Here is a 12,388-nt window from a genome sequence, read left to right on the forward strand (position 1 = left end):
GTACGTCGTTCAGTGGTGGTCGCTTGTTGCCCAGATGCACCCGATCGGGTCACGGACCGGTAAAGAATCACCCGGTACCGATCTACTACAGGGCGGCGGTGAGTGCCTTGTAGGCGTCGTCGTCCAGCTCGATCCCGGCGGCGCCGAGGTTGTCCTCCAGGTGCGCGACGCTGGAGGTGCCGGGGATCGGCAGCATCACCGGGGACCGCTTGAGCAGCCAGGCCAGCGCCAGTTGCGACGGGGTCGCCTGGTACTGCTTGGCCAGCGCGGCGAGCGGACCGTCCGTGCCGGTCAGGCCACCGGTCGCCAATGGGTGCCACGGGATGAAGCCGATGCCGTTCTGCTCGCTGTAGTCCAGCAGGTCCTCGGCGGACCGGTCGGCCAGGTTGTACCGGTTCTGCACCGTGCGGATCTCGGCGACCTCGCGCGCGGCCCGCAGTTGCGCCACGGTGACCTCGCTCAGGCCGATGTAGCGGACCTTGCCCTCGTCCTGCAGGTTCTTCAGCTCGCCGACCTGGTCCGCCAGCGGCACCGCCGGGTCGATCCGGTGCAGCTGGAGCAGGTCGATCCGGTCCACGCCGAGGTGCCGCAGGTTCAGCTCGGTCTGCTGGCGCAGGTACTCCGGGCGCCCGATCGCGGTCCACCGCCGCGGCCCCTGCCGGCTGAAGCCGACCTTCGTGGCGATAACCAGACCGGCCGGGTAGGGGTGCAATGCCTTGTGGATCAACAGGTCGGCGACGAATGGGCCGTACGCGTCGGCCGTGTCGATGAAGTTCACGCCCAGCTCGACCGCCCGCTGCAGCACCCGCACCGCCTCGGCCGGGTCCGCCGGGTCACCCCACACCCCCGGCCCGGTCAGCTGCATGGCCCCGAACCCCAGCCGGACGATCTCCAGGTCACCAAGTGCGAAAGTGCCGCTGCTCGCGGCCGTGCCGTTGAACGCCATGTCCCTGCCAACCTGAACGACCGGTTCACCATTCCCGGCCGACAGTCATCCGATGTCTGCTTGACCGATACTGATGCCGCGTCGTGCATGAATCTGTTGCAAGCCTTGCAATTCGTCCCTGGCTGCCGTGGCGTCTGATGCCTCGTTGCACACTTTGCACTCACCCGGGACCGGTTTCAGCGCACCTCGGCCGTCGGCACCTCACCCGCACGAACCTTCGAAATCGGTTCCGACCAGGGGGAACACGGCATCTGGGTATTCTTCACCGGCGTAGTATTGCCCGCTCAGCGGTCATCGGGTTACAGTCCGCTTTGTTAGGAAAGTTTCTTAACTGTTTAGCCGTTGTTCACCTTAGTCCGCCCTGCACGGCCCGAAGGAGCACGACGTGCACCATCCCCTCCGCCGCATTGTGCCCGCCGCCGCGTCGATCACCGCCGCGGTCCTGTTGATACCGTCCGCTGTGTCACCCGCGAACGCGGTCGCGGATGTCCTTTTGTCCCAAGGAAAACCGGTGGCGACGTCCACCCAGGAGAGTTCCTCGCTCAGTGGCGCCAAAGCCGTCGACGGCAACACGAAGACCCGGTGGGCGAGCGCGGTCAGCGCCGATCCCCAGTGGCTGCGCGTCGACCTCGGTCAAGCGTCCACTGTGCACAGAGTCAAGATCACCTGGGAAGCCGCGTACGCCAAGCGGTACCGCCTCGAGATCTCCGACGACGGCACCCACTTCACCACCATCACGACCGTCGACAACGGCGACGGTGGGACCGATGACGTGCCCGGTCTCAACGCGCACGGCCGTTACCTGCGCTTCGTCGGCACCACCCGGGCCACGAAGTACGGCTACTCGTTCTGGGAACTGCAGGCCTACGGCGAACAGGCCGTGGACAACGAACCACCGTCCACACCGAACGGTCTGGCCGCGGGCACGACCACCGCGAGCAGCATCGCCCTGAGCTGGCAGCCGGCCACCGACAACATCGGCGTCGCGGGCTACGACATCCTCCGCAACGGGCAACCGGTGGCCACCAGCGCGACCACCGACTACACCGACACCGGTCTGACCCCGGACACCCAGTACACCTACAGCGTTCGAGCCAAGGACGCGGCCGGAAACACCTCTCCGGCAAGCACAACGGTGACCGCCAGGACGAAAGCCGGGAGCACCGGGGCGTTCGTCCTCGCCGCGGCCGGGGACATCGCCGAGCAGTGCACGGCGAGCGACTCGGGCTGCGTGCACCCGAAGACCGCGAAACTGGTGGACCAGATCAACCCGGTCGCCGTGATCACCATGGGCGACAACCAGTACGACAACGCCACCATCTCGGACTTCCGCAACTACTACGACAAGACCTGGGGCAGGTTCAAGAACATCACCCACCCGATCCCGGGCAACCACGAGCACTACGACAGCCCCGAGTTCGCCGGCTACCACGCGTACTTCGGCACCATCGCCACACCGCACGGCAAGAACTACTACAGCTGGGAGCTGGGCAACTGGCACTTCATCGCCCTGGACTCCAACGACTTCACCACGCACGACGACCTGGCCGAGGCCGATCCGCCGCAGATCGCGTGGCTCAAGGAGGACCTGGCCACAAACACCAAGGGCTGCATCGCCGCGTACTACCACCACCCGCGGTGGAGCTCCGGTGACCACGGCGACAACAAGGACAGCATCCTGTTGTGGCAGACCCTGGTGAACGCCAAGGTCGACCTGGTCCTCAACGGGCACGACCACGACTACGAGCGGTTCGTCCCGATGAACGCCGACGGCAAGTCCGACCCGAACGGCCCGGTGGAGATCGTCGGTGGCTCCGGCGGGGCCGGCCTCTACGACCTGAAGGCGGCGCACGCCACGACGGCGAAGCTGCTCAAGACGCACGGCGTGCTCAAGCTGTCGATGACCGACACCACGTTCCAGACCCAGCTCATCGGGCTGAACGGGACGACGCTCGACAGCAGCCCGACCTACAGCTGCCACTGAGCATGTACATCGCGGCCAGCCGGTCAACGGCGACGGAACGGCCGGCACTGCGGGGAGTGCCGGCCAACGTGGTGGCGCTGGGTGCGGTGAGCCTGGTCACGGACATCTCCTCGGAGATGGTCACGGCCGTGCTCCCGCTGTACCTGGTGCTCGGTCTGGGTCTCAACCCGCTGCAGTTCGGGTTGCTGGACGGGCTCTACGCGGGGGCCACGGCCCTGGTCCGGGTGGCCGGCGGGCACCTGGCCGACCGCTGGCGGCGGCTCAAGGCCGTCGCCGGGGCCGGCTACGGCCTGTCCGCGGTGTGCAAGCTCGGCCTGCTCGCGGCCGGTTCGTCGGTGGCCGCCATCGGTGCGGTCCTCGCCGTCGACCGCACCGGGAAGGGCCTGCGCACCGCTCCGAGGGATGCCCTTATTTCGCTCTCCAGCGAGCCAGCTATGCTCGGGCGGTCGTTCGGGGTGCACCGGGCGATGGACACCGTCGGAGCCTTCCTCGGCCCCCTCACCGCCACGGCGGTGCTGGCGCTTTCGTTGGGCAGTTATCCGGCGGTGTTCTTTTCCTCCTTCTGCATCGCCGCCTTCGGCCTCCTGCTGCTGATCCTGTTCGTTCGCGACCATCCGGGCACCGTCTCGTCCGCGTCGCTGAGCAACGCGGTGAGCCTGGTCCGGCGGCCCGGCTTCCGGCGGATCCTCGGCTGGACGGTCGCGCTGGGCCTGGTCACCGTCGGCGACTCGTTCATCTACCTCGTGGTCCAGCGCCGCTGGGACGTGGCGGCGACGTACTTCCCGCTGCTCCCGCTCGGCACCGCTGGGGTGTACCTGCTGCTGGCGATGCCGCTCGGCAAACTCGCCGACCGGCTCGGCCGGTGGCCGGTGTTCCTCGGCGGGCACGCCGCGCTGTGCGGGGCGCTGTTGCTGTTGAGCGGGTCCGGGTTCGGCCTGGTCGTGGCGCTGGCGCTGCACGGGGTGTTCTACGCGGCCACCGACGGCGTGCTGATGGCCGCGGCCGGCCCGCTCGTCCCCACGGAGTTGCGGGCCACCGGCCTGGCGGTGATCCAGACCGGGCAGGCGGTGGCGCGGATGTTCTCGTCCGTCCTGTTCGGACTGGCCTGGACGGTGTGGGATCTGCAGCCGGCGGTCCTCGTGGCCGCGGGTGCGATGGCTGCGGTCACCCTCGCAGCCGCCTTCGCCCGGCCGGTGCGGCCATGAGGAAGGCGTTGCTGGCGGTCGCCGCGGCGGTGGTTCTCGCCATCGCCGCGGTGACCTACACCCTGCAGGCCCGTGGTTCGGACGAGGTCACGACCGAGCGCCTGACGCTGGTGCCGGGTCAGCTGTTCGTCCGTGACCAGGCCAGCGGCCATATCGCCGCCGTCCCGCTCAACGACCCGGGCGCGCCCCGTCGTCTCGGTGAGCTGAAGTGCGACCGGTTCGCGGTGGCCCAGCAGACCGCCGTCTGCCTGAGCGTGCAGCCTGGCACGTTGCCGCCGGTGACGGACATGCTCGTGCTGAACGCCGACCTGACGGTCCGCCACCGCGAGTCCCTGCCGGGGACACCGAGCCGGGCGCGGGTCTCCCCTGACGGCCGGCTGGTCAACTGGACGTTGTTCGTCACCGGCGACTCCTATGCGGCGACCGGGTTCTCGACGCGGTCGGGCGTGTACGACATCGCGCACGAGCAGCTGTTCAAGTCGATCGAGGAGCTGCCGGTGTTCGTGTCCGGGCAGCGGTACTTCGCGTCGGACGTGAACTACTGGGGCATCACGTTCGCCCCGGACGGCAACCGGTTCTACGCCACGCTCGGCAGCAAGGGCCGTACCTACCTGGTCGAGGCCGACTACGGCCGCTACCGGGGCAAAGCCGTCCGGGAGAACGTCGAGTGCCCCTCGCTGTCACCGGACGGGACGCGGGTGGCGTTCAAGAAGAAGGTGGCCGAGGGCGAGTGGCGGCTGTCCGTGCTGGACCTGGCGAGTTCGCGGGAGACCGAGCTGGCCGAGACCCGCAGCGTCGACGACCAGGCGTTGTGGCAGGACGGGTCGACCATCCTGTACGGCCTGGGTGGCGACATCTGGTCGGTTCCGTCGGACGGCACCGGCTCGCCGAAACGACTGCTGACCGGCGGGAGCTCGCCCGCGGTGACCCTCCAGACCATTTCTTAGCCGAATAGCTACCCAAGCTTGGCGGTACCCGATTCGTCCCGGGGAGGCGCGCCGAGGGCTTTGTGATAGACGCGCAGGTCACAGGCGGTGGCCAGCAGGGGTGTGAGCGCCGGGTAGAACTCGTCGAGCCGGCCGACCCGGACCAGCTCGTACCCGATCCGGCCGTACCAGCCGGCCAGGAACTCCTTGGACGGGTGCGACCATTCGCGCGGCACCAGCAGCTCCAGCTGCATGGTCCGGCCGGGGTTGCGCTGCTCGGCGAACCGGACCAGCTCCCGGCCGACCCCGATGCCGCGGTGCTCCGGCGCGGCGGCGAGCATCCCGAACTCGCTCAGCCCGTCGCCCAGGTCCTGGATCCGGACCGACCCGGCGATCGCCCCGTCGACCCGGGCCACCGCGATCTGCCCGGCCCGGGTGAGCCCGGCCAGCTCAGCCGCGTTCGTGCGTTCGGCGCCGTCGATCCACAACCCCTGCTCCGCCACCGCGTACACCTTGTTGACCAGGTCGGCGAGCGTGGACATCAGCTCCGCGTCGTCCGCCGCCGACACGGGCAGCATGGAAACCTCAGGCATCTCTTTCCCCTCCGCGTTGATCCACCCCGTCAACCTTCCCAGCCCGACACTCACAACGTCGGCGTGGCTCAGTCGGCGTCCAGACTGCGGCCGAGAATCCGGAACACCTGGTCGAGCTGGTTCTGGCTCAGTTTCCGCAGCGGGCAGGCCTCTTCCAGCGCCGCCAGCGCCGCCTCCCGCGCCTTGCGGCCGGCCCGGGTCAGCGACAGCACCCGGAACCGGCGGTTGGCCGGATCCTCGGTCCGCGTGAGATAACCCAGTTCGACCAGGCGTTCGGTGGTGAACGTCAGGCTCGACTTGGTGCCGCCGACCCGTTCGGACACCGTCTTCATCGTCGGCGGCGGCTCATCGGGATCGATCGCCCACAACACATAGACGGTCGGCATGGTGAGACCCAGCTTCTCCAGCGCCGGCTCGGCATCCCGGGTCGTGGTCGTGACGATCTCGTAGAGCGCCTCGAGCGGTGACGAGCGCCGGGAGAATTTCATGGCGAAATCGTACAACGATCGCACTTTACAGGACTTGAACTATCGCCTCCCCGAAAGTGCTTGGCGGCACAACGACTTGAGTGTGTGGCCCAGGTCATCGTCGGACAGGCCAGCCAGCCCGAGGTCCAGCACCAGGAAGTAGATGGCCCGCTGCAGGTCGAGGGGTGATCGCCGAACAGCAGCCGCGAACCGCCGCGTCTAGCAAATGCGCCAGCTGGGCAACGCTGTCGTCAAGCGATCGCCAGCACAGTTCGCTCGGCCTGCACCGCCCGTGTGGTCAAGTTCCCGATCTCCGCCTGCATCGCCGGGATCAAACCTGGGCACGCACTTCGGCTGACCATCACCACCCAGGCGGATCCGTTGGCGTGCAAGGCACTCATCGGATCCGACCTGTGCTTCCCCACCGCAGCACAGCAACGCAGCCTGCCCGGCACCTACCAGGTGGGGCTCGGCGCGTCGAAGATCAACGTGCCGCTGGCCCGCTACGGCTGCTTCCCAGCCAGCGGAGGAAGCGGCGCGACGCCATCTTCGTTCCGTGGCCCAGTGCGCGCATGCCGCTGACCACAATCCCGCCTTGGGTCGTGGCGAAGCCCGGGATTCCGAGCCGCTGGCGATCAGGGTGATCTTGTCCACGCGAGTTCGAGGAGGAGGGGGTACTGCGCGCGTCACTCGCTGACCAGTTGCTTCCCGACCTCCACGGTCGTCAGCTCACGCTGCTTTCGCTTCAGCCCGGCGGTACCGAGGACGATCACCGCTGCGATCACGTAGGCGTTGCCGGTCAGCAGGTGCCAGGTGGTCCATGGCGCGTCGGGGTTCCACCACCATTGCGGTGACAGCACGAACAGCGATGCTCCGGCCGCGGCCAGCGCGGTTCTGCCTGTCGCCGCGGCTGTCAACAGGATCGGCACGGCCCATACCCAATGGTGTGAGTACGACACCGGTGAGATCAGCAGTCCGCCCAAGGCGTTGAGTCCCAGCGCCCAGGTCGGCCGGCCGGCGGCGAATGCCTGCCGCATGCCTCGGGCTGTCATGGCGAGCACCGCGGCGGCGAGCAGCAGCCACAGCACTCCGCTATCGCTGCCGAGCCGCACCAGCATCACCTTGAGCGACTGGTTCATCTCGTTCGCCATGCCGCGGACCTGCGTGCCGAACAACACCTGTTCGGTCCAGAACCGCACGGAGTTCCCCCAGGACAACAGGAACCCGGCAACCGTCGCGCACAGGAACGACACACCGGCGGTGACCGCCGCCCGGCGTTGCCCGCGCAGCAGGAAGAACAGCACGAAGATCAACGGCGTGAGCTTCACCGCGGCGGCGATGCCCACCAGCGCCCCGCGCGGCCACCGCGGCGAGCGGACCAGGCAGTCCACCACGACCAGCGCCATGAGCAGCACGTTGATCTGCCCGTAGAAGAGGGTGTTGCGCACCGGTTCCAGCGCGAGAGCGACCGGCAGTGCGGCGCTGATCAGCAGCGCGGTCGGTCGCACGTTCAGCGAGCGCAGCACCACCACCATGACGACCACCAGGGCCGCGATGGTGAGCAGGGCCATCGCCGCTGTGGCCAGCCCGAACGGCACGACAGCGAACGGCGCCAGCATGACGACGGAGAACGGCGGATAGATGAACGGCAGGGTCCAGCCGTTGTGCAGTGCCGGGAGTTGCCCGTAGAGGTCGCCACCGTTCCACCACACGGTGACACCGACCCGGTACACATCCAGGTCCATGCTGAGCTGGTCGTGCCGGGCCAGCACGAACCAGCCGATCATGGCGGCGTTCACCACGATCAGCCCGGCCAGCAGAGCCATACGCACGTTTTCCCACGTTACGCCGCGAACTGGTGATCTTGTTGACCACCGGCGGTGCAGACCTTGCAACTTCAGCCACCTTCACGGGGTTTGCGGCCCCAGGCGGAGATCAGCGGGGAGATGGTCAGGTCGAGGCGGCCGGCGCGGACGTTGCCGAGGTGCTGGTCGATCTCGGCGTCGGTGGCCAGGCCGGCGGCGACGAGACGGTGCCGGATCTGCAGCACGGTGGCCTCTTCCAACAGGTCACAGGCGGGACTGGTGACCGGGAAGTACGCATCCGCGCCCACCTCGGTGAGCCCCGCGGCCCGCAACAACCTCGGTAACGTCCGCCCATACGCGAGATCGACACCTCGCCCGGCCATCAGCACCCGGAACCCATCCTTGAGCTTGTTGGCCAGCCGCTGCTCCGGCCCGAACTCGTCCACACAGACCTTCGGCTGCAACGCCGGATCCGCCTCCTCCACCAGCAACCACCCACCCGGCCGCAACGAGCGGACCATGGTCGCCAACGCCTCGACCCGACCCGGCACATGCACGAGCACCAACCGCGCATGCACAAAGTCGAACTCCCCGGGCGACCCATCAACCCCAACATCATGCCGCCGCACCTCGAAAACTCCTCCTACCCCATCCCCTCCTACCGCACTCCCGCTTCCCTCGCTCCCGCCTACCGCACTGCCTCCCACCGCACTCCCGGCCGCCTCGCTTCCGGCCACCACACTCCCGCTTCCCTCGCTCCCGCCCGCCGCACTGCCTCCCACCGCACTCCCTCCCACCGCACTCCCTCCCACCGCACTGCCTCCCACCGCACTGCCTCCCACCGCACTCCCGGCCGCAGCACTCCCTCCAGCAGCACTCCCTCCCGCCTCACTCCTTCCCACCGCGCTCCCTCCAGCAGCGCCTTCCCACTCCACCGCCCCGCTCTGCGCCACCTTCGCACCGACGGCATCCCGTGCTGCGCTGTTGGCTGGGCCTGGTGTGAATTCGCCTGTCAGCAGGGAGGTGTCGATGTCTGTGGCGAGGGTGTAGGCGGTTCGTTCGGCGAGCCATTTGGGGACTGTGGGGCTGCCGGCGCCGATTTCCCAGCAGTGCCAGGCAGGGCCGATGCCCAGTGCTTCAATGTGGTGGAAGGTCCAGGGATCGAACAATTCCGACAAAGCCTCGAACCGCCGCGCTGCTTGGGGTTGGCTGTTGCTCAGGAGATAGGGCTTCGCGTCATTGTCCACACCGGCCAGACTACGAGGGTGGGGTGATCCGTGCCGACCACTCGATGTGGTGGTCGTACAGCCAGGCGCGGGATTCGGGTGCGGGTTTGCGGACCTTGGTGAGGATCGCGTCGCGGATGAAGCGTTTGACCGGGCCGGGGGTGGCGTTGCTGCCTTGTTCGGCGCTGGCGGCCACGAGACGTTCGACGCGTGCGCGGCGGATCCGCACGTAGGTCGCGAACGCCTGGTCGAGGTCGGGCAGGTCGCGGACGCACTGGGCCAGGATGACGCTGTCCTCCAGGGCCATGGAGGCGCCCTGACCCGCGGCGGGGGATGCGGCGTGCGCCGCGTCGCCGACGAGGACCATGGGTGTGCGGTGCCAGTTCGGGGTGGTGGGCACGTCGTAGGCGTTGCTCGCGAACGGCGCTTTGGTGGCGGCGACGATTTCCGCGGCGGGCGTGTCGTCCGGTTCGAACAGGGTGACGAGCCGGTTGCGCCAGTCCTCGCCGGACGGCGGCTCGGTGAGTTCGGCGCCGGGGACGCGGGCGAACCACCAGGTCTCGCCGTCGGGCGCGGTGGTGTAGCCGAAGAACGCGTTCTTGCCGAAGATCATCCGGTACGCCTCCGGTGACGCGGCGGTGGCGTCGCGCGTGTAGCCGTAGGCGATGTTCAGGCCGCCGTAGCGTGGCCCGGGCGCGTCCGGGTCGATCAGCGACCGGGTGGTGGAGTGGATCCCGTCGGCGCCGACCAGCAGATCGGCGGAGGCTGACGTGCCGTCCTCGAAGGTCGCGGTGACCTGGCCGTTCGTGGTGACCGAGACGAGGCGTTTGCCGTGTTCGATCGGGATGCCCCGGCGGGCCGCCTCGTCGTGCAGGACCCGGTAAAGCGTGGCGCGGGTGAGGGTGCGGGGGCCGTTGCCCATCGGCCGGTCGCCGATCTTCTTGCCCGCGCCGGTGTAGACCTCGATCGCGGTGGCCGGGAACGAGTTGTCGATGACGGTCTGGTCGGCGTCGATGGCCCGCAGCGCGTCGACGCCGTTGTTCATGATCGTGAGGAAGGCGCCGACGTCGTCCGCGCCGGTCGGGTAGGCCTCGTAGATCGTTGGCTGGATACCGGCTTTGTGCAGGGCCATCGCCGTCGCGGCGCCCGCGATGCCACCACCGATGATCAGCGCGCTGGTCATACGCCCCTCCCCCTGACGCTCATGAGAAATCCATACACCACCTGTCGAGCCGCCGTAGGGGTCACCATGAGCCGGGATTTCCGGGTGATCACCGATGCCGGGTCCGCGGAGGCGTGATGAGCTGGTGATATGACGGGTCTGAGTGAACGTCTCCTGGACATGGGCTTCGGACACCCGCGCGGTCCGCTCGGCCGGCTCGGCGGGCGGTTGATGGCGCGCGGCAACGCCGCCACGGAGCAACGACTGGTGGACTTCGCCGCGCTCACTCCCGACGAGTCGGTGCTCATCATCGGCCCTGGCCCCGGTATCGGCGTCCGGGCGGCCGCCACCCGCGCCCGCCACACTGTGGCCGTCGACCCGTCGGAGACCATGCTGTCCGCCTGCCGGAAACGCTGCGCCGACCTGATCGCCGACGGCAAGGTCGCCCTGATCCAGGGCGACGCCGCGAACACCACCCAACCGGACGACTCCGCGGACGTCATCCTGTCGGTCAACAACGTCATGCTGTGGCCGGACTGGCACGCCGGCTTCACCGAACTGCGCCGCGTCCTGCGCCCCGGCGGCCGGATCCTCCTCTCCGCGCACGACAAATGGCTCCCCGGCGGCCTCCCCGCCCTCAAAGCCGCCGTCACCCACGCAGGCTTCATCGACACCCAAACCTGGACCTGGGAACCCCCCACCCGCGGCGCCACAACCGCCGCCCAACTCCGAGCCCACCTCCCAGCGACCGGATAGTGACCCTGGTCGAGCGCATCAGACGGTGCACCTGGGTGGGCGTGGGAGTGTGGCGCTCGTTCCGAGCCCGCGGTGACGACCTAATAGCCGGGCGGCGGGCATCGGATGATGGCGGTAGCCAAGTCCTCGAACCATTCGCGTGGGCGGAGGCCGGATGCGATGACATGGCCTTGGATGGTCCAGGTCGGGGTGCTGTGGATGTGGTGGGTGTGAGCGACGGCTTCGGATTGGGTGAGGGCGGCGGCTGCGGCGCTGGCGGAACTGAAAGCGGCAGTGGAGGGAAAGGCGTCAGTGAGGGCGACGGCGCCGGCAGCAGGAAAGGTGCCGGTGGCGTCGGTCAGGTTGGCGGCGCCGGTAGCGCTGAGGTGGTCAGTGGTGGCGGGAGGGTCGGACTCAGGGATGGCCGCGGCGGCGCTGGTGGAGGTCAGGGCGTGAGCCGGGCCGACGGTGTCAGTGGAGCCAAGGGGGCCAGCGGCGGCGGTGGTGGTGCAGGACGAGGGTTCGGATTGATCGACGGCTGCGGCGCTGGTGGCGGTGGGGGCGTCCGCGGTCGTGGAACTCAGGGCGCCAGTAGTGCTGCGGGCGTCGGTGACGGCGAAGTCGCCGGTCGCGCAAGATGCACAGGTAGCAGTGGAGATGTCAGCGGGGGCTTCGGCGGTTGAAGAGGAGGCGACGGCGGGAGCGGAGGTGGGAGGGGTGGGGGTGAGGGCAGTGGCCGAGACGGCGGAGGTGGAAGCGTTAGTCGAGCCAGGAGTGGCGGCAAGAGCGGTGGGTACGGCGCTGGTGAGGGAAGAGTTGAGGGCAGTGGCGGAGGTGTGGGTGTGGGTGCTGTGAGGGTTGGTGGTTGAAGAAGGGGCGACGGCGGGGGCGGTGGGGTCGAGGCCGGAAGCGGAAGTGACGGTGGTGGGGGTGGAAGGGACCGGGGTGGCGGAGCGAAGGGCGGAGGTGTCGGAGGCATGAGGGGCGGAGGCGCGAGCGGCGGGGGTGGAGGCGAGGGCGGTGGCCGAGATGGCCGAGGGGGAAGCGTCAGTCGAGCCAGGAGTGGCAGCAAGAGCGGTGGGTACGGCGCTGGTGAGGGAAGAGTTGAGGGCAGTGGCGGAGGTGAGGGTGTGGGTGTGGGTGCTGTGAGCGTCGCTGGGAGTGGAGGTGTGAGCGGCGGGCGCGGACGCGTAAGCGGTGCTGTCAGGGTCGCTGCGAGTCGAGATGCGAGCGGCAGGCGCCGACGCGTAAGCGGTGCTGTCAGGGTCGCTGCGAGTCGAGATGCGAGCGGCAGGCGCCGACGCGTAAGCGGTGCTGTCAGGGTCGCTGCGAGTCGACG

Annotated in this window: 11 protein-coding genes; 5 read left to right on the plus strand and 6 right to left on the minus strand. The window is 68.7% G+C overall.

Annotated features, from left to right (window positions below; translation table 11 throughout):
* Window positions 1–85 precede the first annotated feature (85 nt).
* Window positions 86–946 (minus strand): aldo/keto reductase, encoded by an 861-nt coding sequence (locus AB0J95_RS17675; protein WP_364758255.1) that lies wholly within the window; start codon window positions 944–946, stop codon window positions 86–88.
* A gap of 427 nt (window positions 947–1,373) precedes the next feature.
* On the opposite strand from AB0J95_RS17675, the gene AB0J95_RS17680 reads away from it, so the two are divergent.
* Genes AB0J95_RS17680 through AB0J95_RS17690 form a run of 3 tightly spaced genes read left to right on the plus strand, consistent with a single transcriptional unit; the run spans window position 1,374 to window position 5,082 of the window.
* Entirely contained in the window at window positions 1,374–2,930 is a 1,557-nt protein-coding gene (locus AB0J95_RS17680) for a discoidin domain-containing protein (protein ID WP_364758798.1), read from the plus strand.
* A 2-nt stretch (window positions 2,931–2,932) separates the two neighbouring features.
* Window positions 2,933–4,135, plus strand: coding sequence for an MFS transporter (locus tag AB0J95_RS17685; protein WP_364758256.1), 1,203 nt, complete (start codon window positions 2,933–2,935; stop codon window positions 4,133–4,135).
* Window positions 4,132–5,082, plus strand: a complete 951-nt coding sequence (locus AB0J95_RS17690; protein WP_364758257.1) for a hypothetical protein — start codon at window positions 4,132–4,134, stop codon at window positions 5,080–5,082. Before AB0J95_RS17685 ends, AB0J95_RS17690 begins: the two co-directional genes overlap by 4 nt.
* An 8-nt stretch (window positions 5,083–5,090) precedes the next feature.
* On the opposite strand, the gene AB0J95_RS17695 is transcribed toward AB0J95_RS17690, so the two are convergent.
* Window positions 5,091–5,654, minus strand: coding sequence for a GNAT family N-acetyltransferase (locus AB0J95_RS17695; RefSeq protein WP_364758258.1), 564 nt, complete (start codon window positions 5,652–5,654; stop codon window positions 5,091–5,093).
* Window positions 5,655–5,722: 68 nt separating this feature from the next.
* A complete protein-coding gene (locus tag AB0J95_RS17700) occupies window positions 5,723–6,142 on the minus strand; it encodes a MarR family transcriptional regulator (RefSeq protein WP_364758260.1) in 420 nt (139 codons plus the stop codon).
* Between the two features lie 273 nt (window positions 6,143–6,415).
* Here AB0J95_RS17700 and AB0J95_RS17705 point away from each other — a divergent pair, with 273 nt between their 5' ends.
* On the plus strand, window positions 6,416–6,703 hold the full coding sequence (locus AB0J95_RS17705) for a hypothetical protein (RefSeq protein WP_364758262.1): 288 nt from the start codon (window positions 6,416–6,418) through the stop codon (window positions 6,701–6,703).
* A gap of 104 nt (window positions 6,704–6,807) precedes the next feature.
* Here AB0J95_RS17705 and AB0J95_RS17710 read toward each other — a convergent pair whose 3' ends face one another.
* The 3 genes from AB0J95_RS17710 to AB0J95_RS17720 form a co-directional block, all read right to left on the minus strand.
* The gene (locus AB0J95_RS17710; protein WP_364758801.1) at window positions 6,808–7,947 is read right to left on the minus strand and encodes a glycosyltransferase 87 family protein; all 1,140 of its coding nucleotides are present in this window, start codon (window positions 7,945–7,947) and stop codon (window positions 6,808–6,810) included.
* A gap of 71 nt (window positions 7,948–8,018) precedes the next feature.
* Complete coding sequence (locus tag AB0J95_RS17715) at window positions 8,019–9,173, minus strand: methyltransferase domain-containing protein (RefSeq protein WP_364758264.1); 1,155 nt, start codon at window positions 9,171–9,173, stop codon at window positions 8,019–8,021.
* A 10-nt stretch (window positions 9,174–9,183) separates the two neighbouring features.
* A complete protein-coding gene (locus AB0J95_RS17720) occupies window positions 9,184–10,335 on the minus strand; it encodes an FAD-dependent monooxygenase (RefSeq protein ID WP_364758266.1) in 1,152 nt (383 codons plus the stop codon).
* A gap of 129 nt (window positions 10,336–10,464) precedes the next feature.
* Here AB0J95_RS17720 and AB0J95_RS17725 point away from each other — a divergent pair, with 129 nt between their 5' ends.
* Window positions 10,465–11,070 (plus strand): class I SAM-dependent methyltransferase, encoded by a 606-nt coding sequence (locus AB0J95_RS17725; RefSeq protein WP_364758268.1) that lies wholly within the window; start codon window positions 10,465–10,467, stop codon window positions 11,068–11,070.
* Window positions 11,071–12,388 lie beyond the last annotated feature (1,318 nt).

Source organism: Actinocrispum sp. NPDC049592, assembly GCF_040675465.1.
In the GTDB taxonomy this organism is placed as follows: Bacteria; Actinomycetota; Actinomycetes; order Mycobacteriales; family Pseudonocardiaceae; genus Kibdelosporangium.